Annotated in this window: 12 protein-coding genes and 1 pseudogene; 10 read left to right on the top strand and 3 right to left on the bottom strand. The window is 69.3% G+C overall.

The annotated features are described in order from the left end of the window. Positions 1-37: 37 nt before the first annotated feature. The 3 genes from DBV14_RS14790 (at position 38) to DBV14_RS14780 (ending at position 16272) form a co-directional block, all read left to right on the top strand. Positions 38-13741 (top strand): filamentous haemagglutinin family protein, encoded by a 13704-nt coding sequence (locus DBV14_RS14790; protein WP_185546020.1) that lies wholly within the window; start codon positions 38-40, stop codon positions 13739-13741. A gap of 177 nt (positions 13742-13918) precedes the next feature. Next, complete coding sequence (locus DBV14_RS14785) at positions 13919-15451, top strand: sensor domain-containing diguanylate cyclase (RefSeq protein ID WP_260397037.1); 1533 nt, start codon at positions 13919-13921, stop codon at positions 15449-15451. Positions 15452-15489: 38 nt separating this feature from the next. Then, positions 15490-16272: an EAL domain-containing protein gene (locus DBV14_RS14780; RefSeq protein WP_124459917.1), complete on the top strand. Its 783-nt coding sequence runs from the start codon at positions 15490-15492 to the stop codon at positions 16270-16272. Positions 16273-16292: 20 nt separating this feature from the next. Here DBV14_RS14780 and DBV14_RS14775 read toward each other — a convergent pair whose 3' ends face one another. Further along, complete coding sequence (locus DBV14_RS14775; protein WP_124459916.1) at positions 16293-18182, bottom strand: GspE/PulE family protein; 1890 nt, start codon at positions 18180-18182, stop codon at positions 16293-16295. On the opposite strand from DBV14_RS14775, the gene DBV14_RS14770 reads away from it, so the two are divergent. Further along, on the top strand, positions 18181-18432 hold the full coding sequence (locus DBV14_RS14770) for a hypothetical protein (protein ID WP_124459915.1): 252 nt from the start codon (positions 18181-18183) through the stop codon (positions 18430-18432). The genes DBV14_RS14775 and DBV14_RS14770 overlap by 2 nt on opposite strands. A gap of 252 nt (positions 18433-18684) precedes the next feature. Here the strand turns inward: DBV14_RS14770 and DBV14_RS14765 are convergent, their stop codons facing one another. Next, positions 18685-19290, bottom strand: coding sequence for a hypothetical protein (locus DBV14_RS14765; protein WP_260397036.1), 606 nt, complete (start codon positions 19288-19290; stop codon positions 18685-18687). A gap of 222 nt (positions 19291-19512) precedes the next feature. On the opposite strand from DBV14_RS14765, the gene DBV14_RS14760 reads away from it, so the two are divergent. Then, on the top strand, positions 19513-20502 hold the full coding sequence (locus DBV14_RS14760) for a hypothetical protein (RefSeq protein WP_124459913.1): 990 nt from the start codon (positions 19513-19515) through the stop codon (positions 20500-20502). A gap of 81 nt (positions 20503-20583) precedes the next feature. Here the strand turns inward: DBV14_RS14760 and DBV14_RS14755 are convergent, their stop codons facing one another. After that, entirely contained in the window at positions 20584-21582 is a 999-nt protein-coding gene (locus DBV14_RS14755; protein ID WP_124459912.1) for an AraC family transcriptional regulator, read from the bottom strand. A 211-nt stretch (positions 21583-21793) separates the two neighbouring features. On the opposite strand from DBV14_RS14755, the gene DBV14_RS14750 reads away from it, so the two are divergent. The 5 genes and pseudogenes from DBV14_RS14750 (at position 21794) to DBV14_RS14735 (ending at position 26899) form a co-directional block, all read left to right on the top strand. After that, positions 21794-22585 carry an SDR family oxidoreductase gene (locus tag DBV14_RS14750; RefSeq protein ID WP_124459911.1) on the top strand — a complete coding sequence of 264 codons (792 nt, stop codon included), beginning with the start codon at positions 21794-21796 and terminating at the stop codon, positions 22583-22585. A 45-nt stretch (positions 22586-22630) separates the two neighbouring features. Further along, a complete protein-coding gene (locus DBV14_RS14745) occupies positions 22631-23872 on the top strand; it encodes a styrene monooxygenase/indole monooxygenase family protein (RefSeq protein ID WP_124459910.1) in 1242 nt (413 codons plus the stop codon). 13 nt (positions 23873-23885) lie between these two features. Continuing rightward, positions 23886-25112, top strand: a pseudogene (locus tag DBV14_RS34160) (styrene monooxygenase/indole monooxygenase family protein); the annotation flags it as partial. Continuing rightward, a complete protein-coding gene (locus DBV14_RS33895) occupies positions 25098-25622 on the top strand; it encodes a flavin reductase family protein (protein ID WP_260397041.1) in 525 nt (174 codons plus the stop codon). The pseudogene DBV14_RS34160 and the gene DBV14_RS33895, both read left to right, overlap by 15 nt. 47 nt (positions 25623-25669) lie before the next feature. Next, complete coding sequence (locus DBV14_RS14735; protein WP_124459908.1) at positions 25670-26899, top strand: dienelactone hydrolase family protein; 1230 nt, start codon at positions 25670-25672, stop codon at positions 26897-26899. The last annotated feature ends 89 nt before the right edge of the window (positions 26900-26988 follow it).

Raw genomic sequence — 26988 nt, 5'->3', positions numbered from 1 at the left:
CGACCGAGCAACGAAACACGAACCCATGGAAGTCCGCATGCAACGCACCAGCAGCCGCCGCACGGTGTCCCGGCGCAATCCGCCGAACGCGTCGTCCTCCTCCTCTTCTTCTCCTTCTTCTTCTTCTTCTTTTTCCTCTCGCTCCGCATCGATGCAGGTGCGGCTCACGCCACTGGTGCGTGCCGTCGCACTGCTTCTGGCCGGCGGTGCCGCGTTCGATGGCGCGCAGGCGCAGCAGGCGTTCAGCGGTGCCTGGATGGCGCAGAAGAACATGGCGCAGAGCACCGCGCTCGCCACGGGCCGGCTGCCCAACGGCATGCCCGCGTCGTTGCTGTCGGGGCCGCAGGCGCAGCAGCAGCGCGCCAGCGAAGAGCTGCGGCAATCCATCGGCAACCTGAACCTCGCGGCGCGCGCCATTGCGGCGCAACAGTCGGCGCAGGCCGCGGCGCGCGCGGCCGCGCAGAACGATCCCTCGGTGCCCGACGGCCTGGCCGAAGGCGGCCTGAAGGTCGACGCCAACTCGCTCACCGCCGGCTGGCTCAACGCGCGTCCGCTCACTGCCGATTCGCAGCGGCAGGTGGCGGGTCGCACGGTGGTCACGGTCGAGCAGACGGGCGACAAGGCCATCCTCAACTGGGAGACCTTCAACGTCGGCCGCAACACCACGCTGAAGTTCGACCAGCAGGCCAGCTGGTCCGTGCTCAACCGCGTGAACGACCCGAAGGCGCGGCCCTCGCAGATCCAGGGGCAGATTCAGGCCGACGGCACGGTGATGGTGGTCAACCGCAACGGCATCGTGTTCAGCGGCAGCAGCCAGGTCGACACGCGCAACCTGGTGGCCGCGGCCGTTGGCATGACCGACGCGCAGTTCAGGAAGGGCCTATACAGCGAAGCGCGCGGCAGCAGCCAGGTGCCAGTGCTGGCCAACGACCTGGTGCTCGATGCCACCAGCGCCAGCCACGGCGCGGCCACCGCCGACGTGGTGGTGGAGCCCGGTGCGCGCATTGCCACGCGCCGGCCCACCAGCGTGACCGAAGGCGGTGGCTACGTGCTGCTGGCCGGGCGCGAGGCGCACAACCACGGCAGCATCACCACGGCCAGTGGCCAGACCGTGCTGGCCGCCGGCGACGCCTTCGTGATCCGCAAGGGCATGGGCACCGACGGCAACAGCGACTCGAGCACGCGCGGCAACGAGGTCGATCCGCTGCGCCTGGCCGGCAGCGCCGCCGGCCGCGTGCGCAACACCGGCCTGATCGCCGCCCCGACGGGCGACGTGACCCTGGTCGGCAAGACGGTGGAGCAGCAGGGCGTGCTGCTGTCCAGCACCTCGGTCAACACCCGCGGCACGGTGCACCTGAGGGCGCTGGGCGATGCGACCGAGGCCCGCGTGACGCTGGCGCCGCAGGGCATCACGGCCGTCATGCTGGAGACCGACGGCGCGACCGCGCTGGACGTGCAGCGCGACGCCCTGCTGAAAGACTCGATGCGATTGAGTGACGGCGGCTACAACCGCCGCGACCAGTCGCTGGTGAAGATCGATTCGGCCGGCGACATCAACTTCGACGGCGGCTCGCTCACCTTGGCCACCGGCGGCCAGGTGCAGGCGCGCGCCGAGCGCCGCACGCGCGTGGCAAGCGGTGCCGCCATCGACGTGGCCGGCGCGGTCGGCGTCAGCGTGGCCATGGCGTCCAACAACGTGAAGATCAACGTGCAGGGCAACGAGCAGCGCGATGCGCCGCTCAACCGCGACAGCAAGCGCCTGAACAACCTCGACATGTGGATCGACCGCCGCGACCTCGTGCGCGTGGCGCCGGGCGTCAACGGCTATGCCGGCGAGCGCTGGTACACCGGCGGCGGGCTGCTGGAAGTGGGCGGCTACCTCAACACCGACGGCCACACCGTCGGCGAATGGGCCGCATCGGGCGGCACGGTGGCCTTTGCCGGCGGCGAGCTGGTCACGCAGCGCGGCTCGCTCATCAACGTGGCCGGCGGCACGCTGAATGTGCAGACCGGCCTGCTGCAGCAGAGCTGGCTGAAGGGTAACGACGGGCGCCTGTACAACCTGTCGACCGCGCCGGCGGACATCAGCTACACCGGCCTGTACCGCGGCTTCGAGGACGAGCACGCGCGCTGGGGCAAGAACACCACCGGCTTCTTCTACAACGCGCTGATCGCGCCGCGCCAGCGTATGGAAAACGGCTACACCGTGGGCCGCGATGCCGGCCAGGTGCAGGTCGGCACCCGCGCCGCGGTGCTCGAGGGCGACATCGACGCCACCGTGTTCCAGGGCGACCGCCAGCAGCGCAAGCGCGATGCGGGCCTGGACAGCTACCGCCAATTGCAGGCCGCGGCACCGCTGGCCGGGCGCCTGGTCATCGGCGGCGTGGCGCCGGTCTACGACGCCACCACCGGGCTGCTGCGCGACAACCCCTCCGCGCGGGTCGACCGCGTCACCTTCGCCGACGCATCGGGCTCGCCAGCCTCGCCCCCTTCGCTGGGCGATGCGCTGGCCGCCGGCGCCGCGCTGCCAACGGACCTCAAGGGCCACGTGCAGATCGACAGCGGCTGGCTGCGGCGCCAGCGCCTGGGCGGCGTCGTCGCGTATGCGAACGACACGGTGGCCGTCAAGTCGGCCATCACCGTCGCGCCTGGCGGCACCATCGCGTTGCACGCGCCCACGGTGGCGGTGGATGCGGACCTGGTCGCGCGCGGCGGCGTCATCGCCCTGGGCGACCTGGTGAGCCGGTTCGCCAGCGTCAACGGCGGCAGCTGGGTCGACATCTCCATCGCCGACATGCTGTCCGCCGGCTACCAGCCGCGCGTGGCGGTGGGCGAGGGCGTGCGGCTGGATGCGCGTGGCCTGTGGAGCAACATCGCGCAGTCGCCCGATCGCATCGATGGCCTGCCCTACGTGGACGGCGGGCAGGTCACGGTGCGCAGCACCGGCGATGTCGCGCTGGGTGCGCGCAGCCTGATCGACGTGTCGGGCGGCGCGGCCCTCATGGCCGGCAACGAACTGCGCGGCGGCCGAGGCGGCGACGTGACGCTGATGGCGGCCCAGCCCGGCTCCGAAGGCGTGGGCCCGGGCACGCTGCGCATGGACGGCGAAGTGCGCGGCCATGGCGTGAAGGGCGGTGGCAAGCTCACGCTGGCCACCGGCACGGCCATCAGCATCGGCCAGCTGCCCGCCGGCAGCGACGGGCAGCTCGCGGCAGGGCGCAGCAGCAGCGTGCACCTGCGGCTGGCCGGCGACTATTTGATCGCGGCCGGCAGCGTGATCCCGATGGACTTTTCCATCACGGTGTCGCGCGCGCTTCCGGGCCTGGCGCTGAAGGAGGCCGTGCAACCCGACGTCAGCCCCAACCGCACCCTCACCACCGGCGCCAACTGGGTGGTGCCCCCGGACACCGAGGTGTACCTGGTCGACGGCAACATCTACGAGGCCGGCCAGATGGTGCCGTCCGGCACCGTGCTGGTGGGCATCAGCGAACTGGCCAAGGGCTATGTCGTGCCCAAGGACGTGTTCCCCTCGGGCCTGCCGATTCCGGCCAAGACCACGTCGTACAAGGCTGGTGCATTGGCTTCCGCCGACACGGTGATGCCTGCCGGCACGCTGATCGCCGCCGGCAAGACGTTGCCGCGTGCGGTCGCGGTGCAGCCGCTGCTCAACCTCGATGCAGGCCTGTTCCAGAGCGGCTTCGCGCAGTACACGGTGCGCGGGCAAGACGGCGTGGCCGTGGCCGACGGCACGCGCGTGGATGTGCGCATGCCGGTGCAGCGCTTCGACCCGGCCGCTGGCGCGCTCATGCCCACTGGCGCGGACCCGTCCGCCGCACTGCCGCTGTGGACCCCGCCGGTGTACCAGGACGATCCGCTGAAGCAGAAGCTCACCCAGCGCGCCGGCGCCGACCTGACGCTGGAGGCCGGCACCGTCTACCAGCGCGCGCCGCTGGTGGTGGGCGAGGGCGCGCACATCGCGCTCGATCCCGGCCGCACGCTCACGCTGCGCGGCAACGACCAGGTCACGGTCGATGGCACGCTCTCGGCCTGGGGCGGGCGCGTCTCGCTGCTGCCGGGCGAGCACGGCATCGGCAACCAGCGCAACCTGGCCGACGGCATGCCCAACGCGCGCTCCTACTGGATCGGCGAGCACGCACTGATCGACGTCGCCGCGCGACCGGTGGTGGTCACCGATGTGCTGGGCCGCCGCTACGGCCAGGTGGCCAACGGCGGCACCATCGAGATCGGCGCGCGCCACGTGCCCGATGCCGCGCAGGTGGACGCGGCCGATGCCTTCGTGGTGCTGCGCCCCGGTGCGCGGCTGGAGGCTTCGGGCACGTCGGCAACGCTCGACCTGCCGGGCCGCGGCGCGACCGATGTCGCCAGCCATGGCGGCACCATCGCGCTCAGTTCCTTCCGCGGCCTGTTCCTGGACGGCGACATGCGCGCCGCCGCGGGTGGCGCGGGCGCGGCCGGCGGCACGCTGGCACTGAACCTGGACACGCCCATCTACGGCCTGGTGGCGCGCTACAGCCTGAAGGGCGCGAATGTCGACGACGCGGTGCGCGTGCCGCGCGAGATGCTGCTGGCACAGGTGCAGGGCCGCAGCGCGGTCGCCGATGCCGCCGACCTGCGTCCCGGCGAAGCGCATCGCGCGCTGGCCTACGGCGCCGCGCGCATCGGCGTCGATCGCATCCACGACGGCGGCTTCGACAACCTCTCGCTGCTCAGCCACGGCATGCTGTCCTTCGACGGCAGCGTCGATCTCTCGCTGGGCCAGAGCCTGCGCCTGACCACCAGCGCGCTGGCCCTGGCCGATGCGGCCAGGCCCGATGCGCGCGTGGCCTTGGCCGCGCCCTACATCCGCATGGCCGGCAGCGGGCGCGCGCAGCCCGACGACTACATCCTGCCCAACCCGGTGACCGGCTCGCGCAACGCCGGCGAGGGGGGCGGCACCCTCGGCGTGCCGCTGGTGTCGGCTGGCAGTTCGCTGCGCCTTGACGCGCAGCTCATCGACCTGGTGGGCTCGGTGCAGCAGGGCGTGCGCGGCACCATCGTGCGCAACGTGCCCGAAGACCTGGTCGTGGAGCGCAACGCCTTCGACCAGACGCTGCTGCGCAGCAGCGGCGACCTGCGCTTTTCGAACGGGGCCAGGTTCTACGTGCCGGGCGACCTCACGCTGGCGGCGGCGCAGATCTATCCGGCCACCGGCGACAGCGGGCTGGTGCAGGTCGGCCAGCGCAGCTTCCTCGACAAATGGGGCGTGCGCCAGGTCGAGCTCGACATGCGCCGCAGGCTGGTGATCGAGCGTGTGGACGACACGCCGGCCATGCCGCAGTCGGCCTTCGGCAGCATGACCTTCTACGCAGCCAACATCGAGCAGCGCGGCGTGCTGCGCGCGCCGCTGGGCAGCATCACGCTGGGCAACACCCTCGACTCGGCCGCCGCCAGCTCGGTGCAACTGCACGCGGGCAGCCTGACCTCGATCAGCGCCGAAGGGCTGCTCATGCCCTACGGCGGCACGCAGGACGGGCTGACCTATCTCTTCAACGGCAAGGACGTGATCTACCGCGTGCCCGGCGTCGGCCCCACCATCACGCTGTCCGGCCACGCGGTGGATGTGCGCGAGGGCGCGGTGCTCGACATGTCGGGCGGCGGCACGCTCACCGGCACCGCCTTCCTGGCCGGCCGCGGCGGCTCCACCGATGCACGCATGCACCCGCTGGTGCAGATCGGCGCGCAGCGCAAGGGCTTCGTGCTGCCCACGCTGGCCACCAACCCGGTCTACGCCATCGTGCCGGGCGCGCAGCCGCTGCAGGCGCCACTCAAGGGCGAGAAGGGCGCGAGCGATCCGGCGGTGGGCCGGCAGATCACCATCGGCGCCGGCGTGCCCGGCCTGCCGCCGGGCACCTACACGCTGATGCCTTCCACCTATGCGCTGCTGCCGGGCGCCTTCCGCGTCGAGCTCAACGGGTTGGCGTCGCAGGTCGGCGCGCCGGGCAGCTCGACCGCCATGCGCAACGGCTCCTACACCGCGCCCGCGCAGCTGGGCGTGGCCGGCACCGGCATCCACGATGCGCTGCCGCAGCAGGCGGTGTTCACGCCGGCCGACGTGCTGCGTACCTACGCGCAGTACAACGAGACCGGCTATGCCGACTTTGCCGTGGCGCAGGCGATGCGCGACGGCGTGCCGCGTCCGCTGGTGGAGCGCGACGCCAAGTCGCTGCGCCTTGAATTCGGCTTGAAGGGCAAGCCGGGCGAGGTGCCCGGCGAACCCTCGCTGCGCTTCGCCGGCACCACGCGCTACGCCCCGGTGGGCGACGGCATGGGCGGCACGGCGCTGGTGCTCGGCGGATGGAGCCGCAGCTTCGAGGTGCTGGCCGACGGCGCCGCGCCCACGCCCGGCTACAAGGGCACCTCGCTGCATGCGCGCGACCTCAACGCCATCGGTGCCGCGCAGTTGAACATCGGCGGCGCACCGGTAGGAACGACAGTGCTGGACCCTTCGGCGGCCGACCGCCTGAAGGACGCCAGGAACCTCGGCTTCGGCAGTGCCGCCGAGGGCATCGTGCTGCGTGAAGGCGCGGTGCTGCGCGCGGGCGAAGTGTTCCTGGTCACCGACCGCCGCGACTCGGGCATCACCATCGAGTCCGGTGCCGGCATCGACACGCTGGGCCGCGGGCCGGCCGCCTGGGACTCGCGCCGCGGCTACATCTACAGCCCGGGGTTGCGCAGCGTGCTGGCGGTGTCCAACGGCTGGCTCGACGTGCGGCCGCCGTCCGCTTCGGCCGGCGGCGAAACGGGCCCCGGCCGCATCGACATCGGCGTGTGCACCAGCACCGGCAACTGCAATGCCGGCGCACGGCTGTACTCGGAGGGCACCATCACCGCCGCCACCGACCAGTCCTTCACGCTGGGCGAAAGCTCGCGCTACGGCACGCGCAACCTGGTGCTGGCGCTGGGCGGCATCAACGTCGGCAGCGAGCGCGCGCTGGCCGATGCCGCGGCGCGCGGCGCGCTGCCGCCGGGCCTGACGCTGAACCAGCCCTTGCTCGACCGCCTGCTGCGCGGCGACACCAGCACCGGCGCGCCCGCGCTGGAGAACCTGGTGCTCACCGTGCGCGATGCGGTCAACTTCTTCGGCTCGGCGCAGCTGTCGACCATCGACCCCGCCACCGGCAAGTCACCCATCGAGCGCCTGATGCTGACCACGCCCGCCATCCACGGCTGGGGCGGCGCGGACGACGTGGCGCGCATCCACACCGACGTGCTGGTGTGGAACGGCACCGACACGCCGCCCGGCCTGGTGGCCGCGGGCGGCGCGGGCACCGGCAGCGGCCGGCTGCAGATCGACGCCCGGCGCATCGAGCTGGGCGCCGCGCGCGGCATGCGCGTCGACACCGTGCACGAGATGGACCGGCTGGTGCTGGGCTTCGGCGAAGTGCGGCTCAATGCCAGCGAGCAGGTCACGGCGCGCCACAAGGGATCGCTCTCGGTCTACCAGTCGCAGGGCGCGTGGGACGAGGCCACCAAGGGCTACGTGCGCACGGGCGGCACGCTGCGCATCGACACCCCGCTGCTGACCGGCGATGCCGGCTCGGTGATGCGCTACAAGGCTGGCGGCGACGTGCGCGTGGCCGCGCCCCAGGGCGCGCAGCCCGGCACGCTGACCGACGCCGAGGCCTCGCGCGCGCTGGGCGCCGAGATAGCCATCGACGGGCGCAGCGTGGCGCTCGACACCTCGGTCGTGCTGCCCAGCGGCAAGCTGGTGCTGCGCGCCGACGGCGACGTGCAACTGCAGGACGGCGCGCGGCTCGACCTGGCCGGCCGGCGCCTGCGCTTCTTCGACGTCGACAAGTACAGCTGGGGCGGCGACGTGGAGATCGAAAGCCGCAAGGGCAATGTGCGCCTGGCACAGGGCGCGCAGATCGACATGTCGGCACAGAACAACCGCGCCGGCAAGCTCACCGCTACCGCGCTCGACGCGGGTGCCGGCAACGTCGAGCTGCTGGGCCGCATCGCCGGTGGCAGCAGCGGCGAATACGACGCCGGCGGCACGCCGGTGCCCTACGCGGCCGGGCGCATCGACGTGCGCGCGCAGCGCCTTGCCGACTTCGCGGGCCTGAACCGCCGCCTGACCGACGGCGGCGTGCTCGGCGAACGCAGCTTCCAGCTCAAGCAGGGCGACCTGACGGTGGGCGACGAGCTGAAGGCGCGCGAGATCAATCTCTCGGTCGATGGTGGCCACCTCACCGTGGCAGGCAAGGTGGACGCCGGCGGCGTGCAGGTCGGCAGCATCCGGCTGGCGGCGCGCGACGGCGTCACCATCGCCGGCAACGCGCTGCTCGATGCGCACGGCTCGCGGCTGCGCGTGGACAGCTACGGCCAGGCCATCGAGGCGCCCAACCGCGCCATCATCGAGATCGACAGCGGCAGCGGCCGCCTGGTGCTGCAGAACGGCGCACGCATGGACCTGCGCGCCGGCACCGACGGCACGCCGCGCGCCTTCGGCACGGTGGAGCTCAATGCGCCGCGCCTGGGTGGCGCGCGCGGCAGCGACATCGACATCGACGCCAGCGGCACGCTGCGCATCGACGGCGCGCGCACGGTCAACGTCAACGGCTTCTTCCGCTACGACGACGCGCCCATGGGCACCGACCCCGATGCCAGCGGGCGGCCCTACCAGCGCATCGACCAGGCCTACCTGCAGGCCAAGCACGACGACAGCGTCGACTTCATGCGCAACGCGCTGGCCAACGGCGACCTGGTCAACCGCAGGCTCGGTGGCCTGCGTGCCTACGGCGATGCCTTCCATCTGCGCCCCGGCGTTCAGATCGTCAGCAAGACGCCCGACGGCGACCTGCAGATCGACGGCGACCTCGACCTCTCGGGCTTCCGCTACGACAGCCTCAATGCGCGCACGCAGCGCACCGGCGTGCATGGCTCGGGCGAGGCCGGCGCGCTGGCGATACGCGCGGGCGGCAACCTGAAAATCTACGGCAGCATCAACGACGGCTTCGACACCTCGGCGCTGCCGGTCACCCGCGACGACGACGGCTGGGTGCTGCTGAAGGGGCGCGTGCCTTTCGGCGGCGACGTGGTGGTGCCGCGCGGCGGTGCCGTCTCGCTGGCCGAAGACACCTTCCTGCAGCCCGGCCGCGCGCTCAACTTCGATGCGCCCCTGAAGCCCATGAGCCTGGCCGCGGGCACCGTGCTGCCGGTGCGCGCGGTGCTGACCGAGAGCTACACCTTGCCCGCGGGCACCGTGCTCGGCGGCGCGGTGCGCGATGCCGCCGGCAACGTGATCCATGCGGCCGGCACCGTGCTGGCGCAGCCGCTGGTGCTGGGCGTCAACATGCAGCTCGACCCCGGCGTGCGCCTGGCGGGCGCGGCCAAGGTCGGCCAGATGCTGTGGCCGGCCGGCGTGCCGCTGCCGTTCCCCAACGGCGCCGTGATGGACGTCAACCAGCCGCCCTTCTATCGCTACAACGGCCCGGTGCTGGCGCGCGAGGTGGCGCTGCGGCGCGGCGCCGTCATCCCGGCCGAGACTATCGTCAAGCTGCCCGGCGGCGTGGCGTCGGTCAAGCTGCGGCTGGCCGATGCCGACGGCAACCAGGGCCGCAACTTCGCCATCGCGCCGATGCTGGCCGAGGGCTCGCAGTCGTGGTCGATGCGCCTGGTGGCCGGCGCCGACACGCAGGCCGCCGACAGCCGCGCGCTGCAGTCGCGCGGGCCGCAGCGCGACCTGCTGCTGGGCGACACGCACTACGGCAACGGCTTCACGAAGGAGCTGGTTTCCGGCGGCAAGGTCTGGGCCTGGAACCAACTGGCCGCGGACGAAGGGTATGGCGGGAAGGGCGCGATCCTCACGCCGGAGGAGGTGTCGTGGGGCATGTGCGACTTCGGCTACTGCGACCTCGTTTCCGAGACCCCCGAGGTCTGGAACTTCAAGTCCTTCCCCGTGCGCCAGCCGCTGTTCAGCGTGGTGCGCACCGGCACCGGCGACCTCGACCTGCTGGCCGGCAACGACTTCACGCAGCGCTCGCCCTACGGCATCTATACCGCCGGCACCCGCGCATCGGCGCGCACCGACGACGCCGACTTCAACCTGCCGCGCGCCAAGGGCCCGAGCGGCAACGTGCTCGACGGCGACTACCCGATCTTCGAGCAGTTCGTCGACAGCCAGAACCTGTACCGCGCCTGGTACCCCGACCACGGCGGCAACCTGCGCGTGCGCGTGCAGGGCGATGCGCGCGGCGACACCATCGGCACCCGGGGCAACGTGCGCCGCACCACCGACGAACTGGGCGTGTTCCGCGGACAGCCGCCCAGCGCCATGCTCGGCAACTGGCTCTGGCGCCAGGGCACCGGCAGCGTGGTGCCGGGCGCCGATGGCGTGCCCACCGCCTGGTGGATCAACTTCGGCAGCTACGTCGCGGGCAACGAAAGCTCGACCTATGACCTCGGCGGCCTCTGGCCCTCGCTGGTCGGCTTTACCGGCATCGGCACGCTGGGTGGCGGCAACCTGGTGTTCGAGACCGGCGGCAACGCCGGGATGATGGAGCAGATGGGCGACTACAGCAGCACCTACGTGTCGCGCAGCCAGGGCCTGCATCTCGCGGTGGGCAGCACCGGCCGCGTCACGCGCTCGGGCGAGCTGTTGCTGACCGGCGGCGGCGACCTGGACGTGCGCATCGGCGGCACGCTGAACCCGGCACCCGAAGTGCGCGCACTGCCCACCAGCACCACCTGGCAGGCCGGCAGCGTCTCGCGCTTGGAGCGCATGCGGCTGGACCTCAACGGGGTCTTCGCCAACCTGCGCGGCGCGCTGCGGCTGGAAAGCGGCGCGGTGGGCGGCATCCAGCTCGACTTCGGGTTTGCCGCCCCGAAGGACTCCCGCGCGCAGGACCCCTACGTCGCCACCTCGTCGATCGCCTCCGGCGGCCCGGTGCTGATTCCCGGCGATGCCGGCGTGCGGCTCGATGCGCGCGGCGACCTGGTGCTCGGCGGCGTGGCCGATCCGGGGCGCGTGCCCACGCTCACCCACGGCACACCCTTCAGCGCCAACGGCAAGCAGTACCAGGGCGAGGGCTGGAGCTGGTTCTCGCTGTGGACGCCGTCGACCGCCATCGATCTCTTCAGCGCCGGCGGCAACCTCACGCCGACGCTGGGCTGGACCGACCTGGCCGATCGCACCAACCACGAGGCCACCGACGGGCGCTTCGTGTACCCGGCGGTGTTGCGCGCGGTGGCCGCCAGCGGCAGCCTGTACTACGGCAACGCGAGCTCGGGCGCGCGCGATGTCTCCACCGGCGGGCCGCTGCTGTCGCCCTGGAGCCTGACGCTGGCGCCGTCGCCTGTCGGACCGCAGTACGCAGTGCAGCGCAACGCGCAGCTGGAGCTGCTGGCGCGCGACTCGATCCACGCGGCGGGCTACACCATCACGCCCTCGGGGGCCGATCCGTCGCGGCTGGTGAATCCGTTCCAGCCGGGCTTTGCCGCGCTGGGCGACCCGCTCTGGTATGGCCGCGAGGTGATCCACAACGCGGCCGCCGACGCGCTGCTGTCCAGCGTGGCCGGGGGAGGCCAGAACTCGTCGCTGCGCTTCCCGCTGTTCACGCTCACCTCGCCCAGCGTGGCCGACGTGGCACCGACGGGCCAGCAGCCTTCGCGCTTCTATGCGGTGGAAGGCGACATCGTGGGCCTGCGCACCGGCTCGATCGTCTACCGCGGCTCCAGCACCGGCGTGGCGACGCCGATCGGCATCTGGTACGAAGGCAGCGGCCCGGTGGCGATCCGCGCCGGCCGCGACATCGACGGTGCCGGCACCGCGCTGGGCGAGGTCGACGGCGTACCGCAGGAGGCCGTGGGCTGGTATGCACGCTACTTCCCCGGCAAGCCGGAGCTGTCGCCGCAGCCGCAGATGCTGAACGTCGGTTCGGCGCGCGGCAACCTGATCGTGCATCGCCATGCCGGCGATGTGTCGGTGGTGGAGGCCGGGCGCGACATCCGCAACAGCAGCTTCCACATCGCCGGCCCCGGCGAGTTGGCGCTCAGCGCCGGGCGCGACGTGTACATGGCCGACAAGGGCGAGCTCAAGAGCCTGGGCGCCATCGTCAACGTGAAGCCCGGCGACCGCAGCAGCGGCGCCGGCATTTCGGTGGCGGTGGGCGTGGGCCGCGACGGACCCGACTGGGCCGCCTTCGCCGCGCGCTACCTCGATCCGAAGCGCCGCGCGGTGAGTGGCCAGCCCTTTGCCGACCAGCCCGGCACCGCGCTGTACAGCTACGGCGGCGAACTGACGCTGGCCGGCTGGCTGTCGCAGCAGTTCGGCTACGGTGGCGACGAGGCCGGCGCCGATGCCTACCTGGCGCGCAAGCAGGCCGAGATCGACGGCAGGCGCGGCAGCGAAGGCGGTGGCAACACGCGCCGCGACCTGGCGCGCGAGTTCGGCCTGGCCAAGGGCCTGCACCTGGTGAACTGGCTGCGCGAGCGCTTCGGCGGCAGCAACGGCCAGGGCCGGCACTTCGATGCCGCGACCATGGACGCGCGCGCTTTCTTTGCCGCGCTGCCGCCCGAGCAGCAGCAGGTGTACCTGCGCAATGTGTACTACGCCGAACTGCGGGCCGGCGGGCGCGAGTACAACGAAGAGGGCGGCCCGCGCCGGGGCAGCTACCTGCGCGGCCGCGAGGCCATCGCCACGCTGTTCCCGTCGCACGGTGCCGACGGCGGCGCGCGCCGCTACCAGGGCGACCTGACCATGTTCAGCAGCGCCAACTACTACCTCGGCAGCTCGGACCCGTTCACCAAGCGGCCGCAGGCCGGGCGCAGCTACCTGCGGCGCGACGCATGGAACGCGGCCGGCCGGCCCAACGACATCGGCGTGTACGACGCACTCGATGCCGGCATCCACACCAACTTCGGCGGCAACGTGAACATCCTCGCGCCGGGCGGCCGCACGCTGGTGGGGGTGGACGGCGGCTTCGTGCCGGGCGAGGGCTCGGGCGTGCTGACGCAGGGCGCGGGCGAGGTGCAGATCTACTCGCTCGGCAGCATCCTGCTGGGGCAGAGCCGCATCTTCACCACCTTCGGCGGCGGCATCCTGGCCTGGTCGGCGGAAGGCGACATCAACGCCGGCCGCGGCTCCAAGTCCACCGTGGTCTACACGCCGCAGCGGCGCCTGTACGACGACGCAGGCAACGTCAGCCTGTCGCCGACCACGCCCAACACCGGCGCGGGCATCGCCACGCTCAACCCCATTCCCGAAGTGCCGCCGGGCGACATCGACCTGATCGCGCCGCTGGGCACCATCGATGCGGGCGAGGCGGGCATCCGGGTGTCGGGCAACGTGAACCTGGCGGCGCTGCGCGTGGTCAATGCCGAGAACATCCAGGTGCAGGGCAAGTCCACCGGCATTCCGGTGGTGGCGGCGGTGAACGTGGGCGCTCTCACCAACGCCAGCGCGGCGGCCGCGCAGGCCGGTGCCGCGGCGCAGGAGGCGTTGCAGCGCGAGCGCACCGCGGCGCGCCAGGCCTTGCCTTCGGTGTTCACCGTGCGCGTGCTCGGCTTCGGCAACGAACCGGCGGGCGGCGAGGGCAGTGGCCGTGGCGGTGAGGGCCGGGAGCACACCGGCGCGGCCTACGACCCCAAGGGCGTGGTGCAGGTGCTCGGCGCGGGCGCGCTCACCACCGCGCAGATGCAGTCGCTCACGCCGGGCGAGCAGCGCGGGCTGAAGCGATGAACGGCTGAACCCTTCGGGGTTCGCGTGCGATGGCCGCCGCGAACCCCGCCCGCGTGGCGCTGCGCCGGCAGCCGCCCCGACACCGCGCCGAGCAGCCGGCGCGCGCAAGAAACACTGCCAATCCACACAGACATGTGTCAAAGTGGAACGGGGCTCGCACTGCCTCGAAAGGACATCGTGTTTCGTCGTCGATCCCTCATCTTCCGCACGACGGCCTTCGTGGCCATCCTCTGCCTCTCCCTCGTGGCGATCGACTGCTGGAACAGCTGGCAGGCGCGCACGGTGCAGCTTGACCAGATGGGCGTTGCAAGTTCGAACCTCGCGCGTGCCATGGCGCAGCAGGCGGACGACACCATCAAGGAAGCAGACACCGCGCTGATCGGCATCGTGGAGCGCGTCGAACACGACGGCACCGGTCCGGCCGCCGTCGAGAGGCTTCGCAAGGTGCTCGCCATGCACGTGGCCGAACTCCCCCAACTCGACGCCCTGCACATCTACGACGGCGATGGCAACTGGGTCGCCAATTCCCGGCAGGTGGTGCCCGAGAACCTGAACAACGCGAGCCGTGCGTACTTTTTATTTCATCGCACGCACGAAGACCGCGGGCCGCACATCAGCATCCCGGTGAAGAGCCGCACCAACGGCAAGCTGCTCATTCCCATTTCGCGGCGCATCAACCATGCCGACGGCAGCTTCGCCGGGGTGGCGCTCGCGACCATCGAGATCGACTTCCTCATGAAGTTCTACGACGGCCTGGACATCGGCCAGGCCGGCGCGGTGGCGCTGATACTCGAAACCGGAACCATGATGACGCGCCGGCCCTTCAGCACCGACATGGTCGGCCGGAACATGCGCGAGACCGCGCTCTATCGCACCTACCTTGCCGAAGGCCCGGTGGGAACCGCCGAGATCAAGTCTTCGCAAGACGGCGTGACGCGGCTGAACAGCTTCCGGCGGCTGGACAACTATCCGTTGTTCGTCGGCGCGGCATTGTCCAAGGACGAGGTCCTTGCGGCGTGGTGGCGCGAAACGCTCTGGCATACCGGCGGCGTCGTTCTCCTGGTCTCGCTGGCCGGCATCGTGGGATGGCGCCTCATCAAGCAGGTCGAGCTGCGAACCAAGGCCGAGGGCGAACTGCGCCGGGCGCGCGACGCGCTCGAAACGCTCAACAAGACCCTCAACACGCTCGCCATGGAAGACGGCCTCACGGGCCTGGCCAATCGCCGGCAGTTCGACGTGACGCTGGACAACGAGTTCGGCCGGGCACTGCGCGAAGCGGGCACCCTGGCACTCATCCTGATGGACGTGGACCGCTTCAAGCAATACAACGACATCTACGGCCACGCGGCCGGCGACGAGTGCCTGCAGCTCATCGGCCGCACCATCGCCAACCTTGCGTCGCGGCGGCCGGGAGACCTTGCGGCCCGCTACGGCGGGGAAGAACTCGCGGTGCTGCTGCCCAACACCGACGTGGCCGGCGCGGCCGTGCTGGCGGAGCGAATCCGCAGCGCGGTTCGCGAGCTGAAGATCGTTCACGCCGGCAGCTCGGACGGCTTCGTGACGCTGAGCGCCGGCGTCGATGCGCTGAGTCCCGTTGCTGGAAAAAGCCAGCCGAAGGAGTTGATTCAATCCGCCGACAAGGCGCTGTACGAAGCCAAGACGGCGGGGCGAAACCGCGTCTGCACCACCGAGCGGTCCACGCTCGCCTAGCCAGCAAATGCTTTCCCTTGCATGAGAGGCCCACACCAGTGAAAACCCAAACAAGGACCGATGCCGGTCTTCCTGGCTTCGGCTCCGGGTTCACCGTGGCCTTTCAGCCGATCATCGACCTGGCGCGCCGGGAAATCTACGCGCACGAGGCGCTGGTGCGAGGCAGCGCGGGCGAGAGCGCCACCGAAGTGCTGTCGCGCGTGAACGCATCCGACCGCTTTGCATTTCACGAGGCCAGCCGGGTGAGGGCGATCGAGCTCGCTTCGAGCCTGGGCATGAAATCCAGGCTCAGTCTCAACGTCACGCCCAACGACATCGCGGGAAAAACCGAGTGCTTTCACACGGCCATTGCCACCGCGCGGCGCTGCCACTTTCCGGTGGACCAGTTGATGTTCGAGATCACCGAGGGCGAACCCGTCGACGACCTGCCGGGCCTTGCCGCTTCGTTCCAGGCGTTCAAGGGCCAGGGCGTTGCTTCCGCCATCGACGACTTCGGTGCCGGCTACGCGGGCTTCACGTTGCTCGCGGGCTTTCAGCCCGATGTGGTGAAGATCGACAGGAGCCTGGTGCAGGACATCCACATCGACCCGGTGCGGCATGCGATCGTGAAGGGCATCGTCACGACATGTAGCGAGCTTCGGATCAAGGTGGTTGCGGAGGGCGTCGAGGTGCCGCAAGAGGCCGACGCATTTCGTGCATTGGGCGTGGACCTCTTCCAGGGTTACCTGTTCGCAAGACCCGCCGTCGCAAGCCTGCCGGACGTGGCGTGGCCCGCGGTGCCCGTGCAGCCCGTGCAGCCTGTCCGGGCGGCCAGGCGCTAGACACTAGACCCCAGGGTCGCTCACACGTTGCTGGTCGCGCGGACTTCCTCGATGCTCGTCTTGCCGGCGAGCACCTTCTCGATGCCGTCCTGCCGCAAGGTGCGCATGCCCTCCTGCAATGCGGCTGCCTGCAGTTCTTCCGCGCGCGCGCCGGCCTGGATCAACCGGCGCACGTTCTTCGATACCACCATGAGCTCATGGATGCCCACGCGGCCCTTGAAGCCGGTGTCGCCGCAGTGCTTGCAACCCGTGCTTCGGTAGACCTGCAACTGCCCGTCGCGGCCGTAGTGGCGCACCCACTCTTCGCGCACGGATTGCTGGCGGCCTTTCACCGCATCGTTCGGGCCGAACGCATGCATGTAGTCGGCCAGCAGCTCGTCGACTTTCTCCGGGCTTGCAGGGCTGCTGCTGACGCAATGCGTGCACAGGCGGCGCACCAGGCGTTGCGCCAGCACCGCCAGCAGCGAGTCCGCGAAGTTGAAGGGGTCCATGCCCATGTCCAGCAGGCGGGTCACGGTTTCCGGCGCGCTGTTGGTGTGCAGCGTCGATAGCACCAGGTGGCCGGTCAGCGAGGCTTCGATCGCGGTCTTCGCGGTTTCCTCGTCGCGGATTTCACCGACCATGATCACGTCCGGGTCGGCGCGTACGAAAGACCGCAGGGCCTTGGCAAAGGTCCAGTCGATGCGGGGATTCACCTGCACCTGCCGCAAGCCCGTCTGCGTGATTTCGATGGGGTCTTCCGCGGTCCAGATCTTTCGCTCGGGCGTGTTGATCTGCATCAGTGCCGAGTGCAGCGTCGTGGTCTTGCCCGAGCCCGTGGGGCCCACGCACAGCACCATGCCGTAGGGCCGCTCCACGGCCTGCGTCAGCTCCGCGAGATTGCGCGCCGACAGGCCCAGCTCGCCCATGGGAATCGGCTTGGCCGATGCCAGGATGCGCATCACCACGTCTTCGAGGCCGCCGTTGGTCGGAATGGTCGCAACGCGCAACTCGATGCGATGCTGCGGCGAGAACTTCGCGAAGTTGATCTTCCCGTCCTGCGGCTTGCGCTTTTCGCTGATGTCCAGGTCGCACATGATCTTCACGCGCGCGACGATCGCGCCGCGGTAGCTCGGCGGAAGCTCCAGGTAGGTGTAGAGCCGGCCGTCGCGGCGAAACCTGATGCGCGTTTTCTCCTGCCCCGGATAGCTCTCGATGTGAATGTCCGATGCGCCCTCGCGATGCGCCTCGATGATCATGCTGTTGATCATCCGCACCAGCGAGTTGTCCGATTGCTCCACGGGCGCCTCGACGCCGGCGGATGCGGGGCCTTCTTTTTCGAGGGTCTGCAGCAGCTCGCTGGTGCCGGCCATGTCGAATTCGATCGGGCGCATGGGGTCCAGGCTCGAAGAAAAACTGTTCGACGGCTCGCCGATCTTTTCGTACGCGCGTTGCAGAACGCCGTCCAGGTCGAGGCACTTGCCCAGCACCGGAACCACCTTCATCTGCGCGATGAACTCCACCTCGTCGATCACCGCGTGCCGGTTGGCGGGGTCCTCGAGCGCAAGCACCAGGCGTCCTTCGTGCACCATCAGCGGCATGACCTGCAGGCGCCGGGCCACCTCGTGGCTGATCTTGCGCAGCGCGTCGGCAGCCGGTGGAAACACATGCAGGTTCACCAGCGGGTAGCCCATCTTTCGCACCAGCGCAATCTGCAACTGCTCCCGCTCGACCACGCCCATGCGCACCAGGGTCTCGCCCAGCGACACGGAGGGCTCGAGCTTCTGCTGGGCCAGGCCCGCGCGCAGTTGCTCGTCGGTCACCATGCCCAGCGATGCCAGCGCCTCGCCGATCCGCGCGATCGGCATGCGGCTCTGTGCTTCGAGCTCTCTGAGCAGTTGTTCGGGCATGACGACTTCGGTAGATGACATGAACCTGTCCTCTCTGTTTGAAATGCCTTGGCGCGGCGCGCCCGATCCGTTGCGGCCTCTCGACTTTTGCATCGTAGAGCGCAGCGCCCGCGCGTGCCAGCAGTTCGTTGGCATGGCCATCGAACACGAATGCGGAAGAGGTGGGCTGTCCTACGACTTTTTAAGTCAGGGCCGCTGCTTCTTGAGTACGCAAGTTCTCAGGCAGGGCGATGGACTGGTTGCCGCGAGCTGCATCGAGCGGCGGCAATGAAAAAGAATGGCGACAACGGCCGGCATCGAGGCGGTTCCCTGAGCGGTTTTTTTTTCTCCCTGGTGGCCTTGCCTCTACCAGCGCCGAACCGTTGTCGGGATGCAGTGTGGCCGGCGGGAGTGAAGCCAGGGTGAAGTCTGTGCGGGAGTTCCGTGAAACGATACCCGCCGTCCTGTTTCGCTCGACCCTGTTTCTTTCTTTCGCCAGCGAACGAGCGACTTTCTTGCTGTCTCGCCGTCCCGCCGTCTTGGTTCAGGTGGACGAGCGCGAGAGCTTCGCCAGTTTCTTCTTCGCGCTTTGCAGCAGGCCCATCCGCTCGATGGGCAACTTCGCCTTGGTGTCGCCCAGCGCGATGATCTCGAAAGCCGATTCGGCCGCGAGCTTCGAGGCGAGTGCATCGCGAAGCGTCAGGCCGTTGAATCTTGCGTTCGAGATGACGTGCACTGTCAGGTGGCGGCGCAAGGTCTTCGAAAGCTTCTGGCAGGCGGCGGTCATGGCCGCTTCATCGGGCGTGAGCTCGCCGTGCACGACCAGAAGCTCCACGGTGCCGTCCTTGTCTTCGCCCAGCACGAAGGCGCGCAAGACCGAGTCCTTGAACTTGGAGCGCAGCATCGCGCGGATCGGCGCCGCGGCGGCGAACGACTTGAGTGCGATGCGTCGCAGCTCGCCGTAGAAGATGAAGGCGTCGTTGGCCTTGACGTTGTCGGGCGGCTCGGCCTTCGGGTCCTGCTGCGTCAGGATGCCGCTCTTTACGAGGTGTTCCAGGGTGCGCGTGACATCGGCCGCATCCAGCTTGGAATACCGGGCAAGTTCGCCCGACGAAAACTGCTGCCCGGGAGCCGCGAAGACGATCTTCAAGAGGGTTTGAACCTCGGGGGAAAAGAGGAAATCTGCGGCGCTCATTTTTTCGCTGGTCCTGACAAGAGGGCTGCATTATGGAGACGCGGCCGGCGCACCGTTCGCAAGGCACGCACTACCGGGTGTCGCCTCGCCTGTCATTGGACTTTGGTCCAATGCGCCGCGCCCGGCCGCGGCCTAGGATCGCTGCCGATCGTTCCGCGACCGCATCCTGAAAGTCCCATGCTCGATATTCCGCAAACCAGATTCGACGCGCTCGGAAAGAGCCTCTCGCTGTACTACGAGAAAGAAATGACGGCGGGCATCCGTGCCCTGATGGACCGCATGCGCACCCGGGACTGGGGCGTGGTGAGCGCCGCCGTCGTCCAGAAGACCGACATGGTCGAGCGGACCTGGGACGCCTTTCGCGCCAAGTCCAACGACAGCTTCAGCGTGCCGTACAAGAAGCGGCTGACCCTGTTGCTGTCGGAGTACTGCGGCAACAGCGCCGACATGCAGAAGCTGTTGGTCAAGGGGGCGGCTGCCCTGATCAATGCAGGGGTTTCCGCCATTCCGGTCCCCGGTACCAAATACCTCAAGAAAGCACTGGCAGGCGCCATCCAGGTCGCGGGAGGCCTGCTCGTCGACGAGACCGCTGGCGGGGTCGACGGCTACCTGCACGGCAAGAGCATCCGCAAAGCCGACACCGTGATCTCCAACCGCGGCAACGCCGAAGCCGCGGCGCTTTACCGCGACGACCGCGAAGCCATGGCCGCCGCGGAGGCTGCCATGGCGCAGTACAAGCACATCGCCAACCTGATCAACTCCATGCCGGAGCAGATCACCAGCCTGAACGATGCCGTGCTCTATCCGGGCGTGGCGGCCAAGGTGCGCATGTCCGCGTCCGACCTGCGCCAGCAGCTCATCAAGATCAATGCCTATGTGGAAGGCATGCAGGTGCGCGCCGAGCGCGTCGCGGAGCTCATGCACAAGGACACGGACGAGCTTGCGGCACGCATGGTCGATGTCGCGAAGGACGTGGTGTTCAATGCCTACTACACGGCCTGCGCGGATGCCAGGCAGCAACTGGCGGGCATGGCCTCCAAGGGCAAGAAGTACCAGCCCAACAGCAGGCCCGTGCTCAAGCCGGCGCTGGACAGCGAGGGCGGCGCCACGCAACTGGCCAACCTGGTCGCCTACGCGCTGGCGCTGGGTAACCACGACGCCCTCTAGATTTCGTCCTCGATGCTGCTGTCTTCCTCGAACGACGCGGTGCCGGTCAGCCGGCCGCGCTGACCGGCTTTCGCGCCAGGGTCAGCCGCGCTGCCGGCCCGCCGTTTCCGACGGCCGCTCCCCGAAGCGAACGCGGTACTGCGCCGCAAAATGCCCCAGGTGAAGAAAGCCGAACTTCTGCGCCACCTCGCGCACACCGGCGCCGGGCGACGCCTGCAGTTCGGCCCGCACCTTGTCGAGCCGCAGCTCGCGCAGGAACTCCATCGGCCCCTGGCCCGCGTGCTGGCGAAACGCCAGCTGCAGCGCGCGCGCACTGCAGCCGACCTCGCGGCAGATGTCGGCCAGCGACAGGGGCTGCTCGGCATGCGCCGCCATGTATTCCTGCGCCCTGCGCACCACGCGCGGCAACAGGTTGCGCCGGGTGTCGCCCGCCAGCGCCCGCGAGTGGTTGTGCCCCGCCGACATCAGCAGGCTCGACATCAGGTATTCCTCTGCATGCTCGGCCAGGCGGTTGCCCGCCTGCAGCGCATTGCCGGCGTCGAGCGTGAGCCGCAGGTAGTCGATGAAGTGCACCAGCGGCGCCAGCGCTGGGTTGTCGAGCGGCACGCCGAGATCGAACACCAGGGGCTGGTTGACGGGCGCCTGCAGCAGCGACTCGAGCCGCGACAGCAGTGCCGAACGGGCCAGCCGCACGATCAGGTGCGGGCTGTCGTTGGCCCAGCGCATCGACAGCGGCTCGGTGGGCGAGGGCAGCGAGGCGAGGGTGGGGGTGGCATCGACATGCTGCGCGCCGCAGCGGATGTCGGCGCTGCCGCGCAACGGAATCTGCAACAGGAAGAAATCCTGCAGGTAGCCCGGGTCGATCTGCACGCCGGGGCCGTACTGCACGTAGTTGAGGCTCACGTCGCGGTGCAGCCGCGCGCTGTGGTGGCAGGCATCGAGCTCGGTGCGCGGGCGCAGCATGACAAGGCCGTGCGGGCAGAAAACGCGCGCCACGCTTTCGCGGGCCTCGTCCATGTCGTGGCTCTCGAAAAGCCTGTAGCGCTGCAGCGGCAGCGGTGGTGTCGTGGCGGTTTGCATGGGGTCGGGTGACCCTAGCAAAAACCATCCCCGCCCACAATTCGGGCCGTCCCTCGGCCCCCGCGCCGTCAAAAACCTGCGCGCCAGGGACAGCGCCTGCGTTTGCGGGATTCGCCCGCGGCCTGCCTGCCCCTAACGTTCGCTCCACACCGCAGGCCGGCCCGGCCTGCCCGATCGACCGACAGAGAGACACAACAGGAGAGCAAGCGTCATGTTCAAGGGACTCGAAGGCAGGAGCGCCATCGTCACGGGTGGCTCGACATTGATTGGGGCCGGCGTGGTGCGCGCACTGCACGCGGCCGGCGTGAAGGTGGTGGTGGCCGACATCGACGCGGCCAACGGCCAGCCGCTGGCCGATTCGCTCGGTGCCGGCGCGCGCTTCGTGCGCACCGACATCACCGACGACGCGCAGGTGAAGGCCTGCGTGGCCGAGGCGGCGGAGCGGCACGGCGGCGTGCACTTTCTGGTCAACCTCGCGTGCTCGTACGTGGACGAGGGCTTCAAGTCGCCGCGCGCCGACTGGCTCACCTCGTTCAACGTGAACATCGCGAGCGCGGTGGCCATGCTGCAGGCCGTGCACCCCCACATGGTGGCGGCCGGCGGCGGGGCGGTGGTCAATTTCACGAGCATCTCGTCGCGCGTGGCGCAAACGGGGCGCTGGCTCTATCCGGTGAGCAAGGCCGCCATGGCGCAGCTGACCCGCAACATGGCGATGGACCTGGCGCCGGACCGCATCCGCGTGAACAGCGTGTCGCCGGGCTGGACATGGTCGGCGGTGATGGACAAGTTGAGCGGCGGCGACCGCGCCAAGACCGACCGCGTGGCCGCGCCCTTCCATCTGCTCGGGCGCGTCGGCGACCCGGACGAAGTGGCGCAGGTGGTGCTGTTCCTGTGCTCGGACCACGCGAGCTTCGTGACGGGCGCCGACTACGCGGTCGATGGCGGCTATTCCGCCATGGGCCCCGAGCAGGCCGAGCCCGCCATTCCCAAGTTGATGGACTAGCTCCGATACGGAGCATCAAGCAAGCAAACAAGCAAGGAGCAAGCAATGAAGCGAATCGCCATCATCGGCGCGGGCCAGTCGGGCCTGCAACTGGGACTGGGCCTGCTGTCGGCAGGCTACGAGGTCACGATGTTCAGCAACCGCACGGGCGACGACATCCGCCACGGCAAGGTCATGTCGAGCCAGTGCATGTTCGACGCCTCGTTGCAGATCGAGCGCGACCTGGGGCTGGACCACTGGGCGAGTGATTGCCCCACGGTCGATGGCATCGGGCTGGCCGTGCCGCATCCCGAGCAGAAGGGCGCCAAGGCCATCGACTGGATCGCGCGGCTGAATTCGAGCGCGCAGTCGGTCGACCAGCGCGTGAAGGTTCCGGCCTGGATGAGCGAGTTCCAGAAGAAGGGCGGCGAACTGGTGTTCAAGGACGCGGGCATCGACGAGCTGGAAGCCTGCACCCAAAGCCACGACCTCACGCTGGTCGCCAGCGGCAAGGGCGAGATCTCGAAGCTGTTCGAGCGCGACGCGCACAAGTCCACCTTCGACAAGCCGCAGCGCGCATTGGCGCTGACCTACGTGAAGGGCATGACGCCGCGCAAGCCTTTTTCCGCCGTGTGCTTCAACCTGATTCCGGGCGTGGGCGAATACTTCGTGTTCCCGGCGCTGACCACGACGGGGCCGTGCGAGATCATGGTGTTCGAAGGCGTGCCCGGTGGCCCGATGGACTGCTGGGCCGATGTAAAAACGCCGCAGGAGCACCTGGCGCGCAGCAAGTGGATTCTCGACACCTTCACGCCCTGGGAGGCCGAGCGCTGCAAGGACATCGAGCTAACCGACGACAATGGCATTCTCGCGGGCCGCTTCGCGCCGACGGTGCGCAAGCCGGTGGCAACGCTGCCTTCGGGGCGCAAGGTGCTGGGCCTGGCCGACGTGGTGGTGCTGAACGACCCGATCACCGGCCAGGGCTCCAACAACGCGGCCAAGTGCGCCGACACCTACCTGAAGAGCATTCTTGCGCGCGGCGACGGCGTGGCCGATGCGGCGTGGATGCAGCAGACCTTCGACCGCTACTGGTTCGGCTACGCGCAGTGGGTCACGCAGTGGACCAACATGCTGCTCGCACCGCCGCCGCCGCACGTGCTCAAGCTGCTCGGCACCGCCGGCGCGATGCCGCCGCTGGCCAGCGCTTTCGCCAACGGCTTCGACGACCCGCGCACCTTCTTCCCGTGGTTCGCGGACCCGGTCGAGGCCGACCGCTACATCGACACCTGCGCCGCCGCCGCTGCGTAGCCCGGGGCCTGCAATGAACAGAAGACGCGTGGCCATCGTCGGCGCCGGGCAGTCCGGCATGCAACTCGCGCTGGGGCTGCTGGGCGCGGGGCATGAGGTGACGGTTTATTCGAACCGCACGTCGCGTGAAATTGCCGAAGGGCCGGTCATGTCCAGCCAGTGCATGTTCGAGACCGCGCTGCAGACCGAGCGCGAACTGGGGCTGGACTGGTGGACCGACGAATGCCCGCTGGTCGAGGGCATCGGCATCGCGGTGCGCAACCCGGAAGGCGGCAAGGCCATCGAGTGGAGCGCAAGGCTCGACGGACCCGCGCGGTCGGTCGACCAGCGGCTCAAGATACCCGCCTGGATGGCCGAGTTCGAAAAGCGCGGTGGCCGGCTGCTGCTGCAGGACGTGGGGCTCGATGCGCTGGAAGACTGCGCCGCGACGCACGACCTCGTGGTCGTTGCAAGCGGCAAGGGCGAGATCTCCCAGCTGTTCGAACGCGACGCTGAACGCTCGCCCTTCGCGCAGCCCCAGCGCGCATTGGCGTTGACCTACGTGAAGGGCATGAAGCCGCGCGAGCCCTTTGCCGCCGTGAGCTTCAACCTGATTCCCGGCGTGGGCGAGTACTTCGTGTTCCCGGCGCTGACCACGACGGGGCCGTGCGAGATCATGGTGTTCGAAGGCGTGCCCGGCGGTCCGATGGACTGCTGGGCCGATGTGAAGACGCCCCAGGAGCATCTGGCGCGCAGCCAATGGATTCTCGATACCTTCCTGCCCTGGGAGGCTGAGCGCTGCACGAACATCGAGCTGACCGACGACCACGGAATCCTGGTGGGCCGCTTCGCGCCGACGGTTCGCCAGCCGGTGGCAACCTTGCCCTCGGGGCGCAAGGTGCTGGGCCTGGGCGATGCGGTGGTGCTCAACGACCCGATCACCGGCCAGGGCTCCAACAACGCGGCCAAGTGCGCCGACATCTACCTCAAGCGCATTCTCGAAAACGACGATGCGCTGTTCGATGCCGCCTGGATGCAGCAGACCTTCGACCGCTACTGGGAGGGCTACGCCCGCTGGGCCACCGACTGGACCCACAGCCTGCTGGCACCACCCAGGCCGCACCTGCAGAAGCTGCTGCAGAGCGCCAGCCACATGCCCGCCGTCGCGAGCACCATCGTCAACGGCTTCGATGACCCGCGCGTCTTTGCGCCGTGGTGGTTCGATGCCGCCGAGGCCGACCGCTTCCTGGAGGCGCGGGCCCGCGAAGCCGTGGTCGACCGCTTCGACCGCCGCGACTTCCGCAAGGCGCTGGGCCAGTTCACCACCGGCGTGACCGTCATCACCACGCGCGCCATCGACGGCCGCCGCGTGGGCATGACCGCCAATTCGTTTTCGTCGGTGTCGCTCGATCCGCCGCTGGTGCTGTGGAGCCTGGCCCGGCAGGCGCCGAGCGTGGCCGACTTCACCGGTGCGAGCCACTTCGCTATCAACGTGCTGGCCGCGCACCAGCATCATCTGTCGCGGCAGTTCTCTACACCGCAGGCGGACAAGTTCGGCGGCGTGGACTGCTGCGAAGGCACGGCCGGCGTGCCGCTGCTGAACGGCGTCATCGCGCGCTTCGTCTGCCGCAGCGTGAAGCAGTACGACGGCGGCGACCACCTCATCTTCATCGGCGAGGTCGAGCGCTACGACCGCTTCGATGGCGAGCCGCTGGTCTTTCATTCGGGCTACTACCAGGTGACGACACGGCACCCGGAATGCGCGCAGTGAGCGCGCGGCCCGCAACACCCCCTCATGTTTGGAATGGAGAAGAGCACATGCAGAAAAAATCCCCCACCTCCGCGCAGCAGATCCGCATGCAGGCGGCCGATGGCAGCGGCAGTTTCAGCGGCTACCTCGCACTGCCCGAAGGCGGCTCCGGCCCCGGCCTGGTGCTTGCGCAAGAGATCTTCGGCGTGAATTCGACGATGCGCGACGTGGCCGACTACTACGCCGAAGAAGGCTACGTGGTGCTGGTGCCCGACCTGTTCTGGCGGCAAGAGCCGAACGTCGAGTTGGGCTACAGCGAAGCCGACTGGCAACGCGCCTTCGCGCTGTACGGCGGCTTCGACGAAGCCAAGGGCATGCAGGACATGCAGACCGCCATCGACGCGCTGCGCGCCCGCCCCGAAGTGACCGACAAGAAAGTCGGCGTGCTCGGCTTCTGCCTGGGCGGCAAGCTGGCCTACCTGTCGGCCTGCCGCACGGACGCCGATGCGGTGGTCGGCTACTACGGCGTGGGCATCGACGCCGCGCTGGACGAGGCCGACAGCATCAAGTGCCCGCTCACGCTGCACGTGGCCGAGCTCGACAAGTTCTGCCCGCCCGAAGCGCGCGACCGCATCGTGCAAACGCTCAAGGGCCGCCCCGGCGTGTCGGTGTACGTGTACCCCGGCATGGACCACGCCTTTGCGCGCGCCGGCGGCGAGCACTTTCACAAGCCCTCGGCGCTGATGGCGCACGAGCGCAGCATCGCCACGCTGAAAGACGCCATCGGCCCGAACTACGACCTCTCGGCGCTGTGGGACAAGCACTGCGAATACGAGTTCGGCACGCGCAACGTGGACGACACCATGGGCACCATGGTGGCCGAGCCCTACGTCAACCACATCCCCACCATGACCGGTGGCGTGGGCTACAAGGCACTGCACGCGTTCTATACGAACCACTTCGTCAACAGCAACCCGCCCGACACCGCGCTCACATCGATCTCGCGCACAGTGGGCGCCACGCAGGTGGTCGATGAGCTGCTGTTCAGCTTCACGCACACCACCGAAATTCCGTGGATGCTGCCGGGCGTGAAGCCCACCGGCAAGCGCGTCGAAGTGCCGTTGCTGGCGGTCATCAAGTTCCGCGGCAACAAGCTGTACCACGAGCACATCTACTGGGACCAGGCCAGCGTGCTGGTGCAGGTGGGCCTGCTCGATGCGAAGCTGCTGCCGGTGGCGGGCATCGAGACGGCGCGCAAGCTGCTCGACGAAAACCTGCCGTCGAACACGCTGATGTAGCCGCGCAAAGGGCCGTGCAAAGGGCCGCGCGAATGCGTTCGGCGGCCCTCATGTAAACCGACTGTTTCGGTAGAAAAGCTGCGCTAGAC

Origin of the sequence: Variovorax sp. KBW07, assembly GCF_003852515.1 — a bacterium.
Classification (GTDB): Bacteria; Pseudomonadota; Gammaproteobacteria; order Burkholderiales; family Burkholderiaceae_C; genus Variovorax.
The sequence above is the reverse complement of the archived record's forward strand: the minus strand, read 5'-3'. Positions and strand labels throughout refer to the sequence as shown.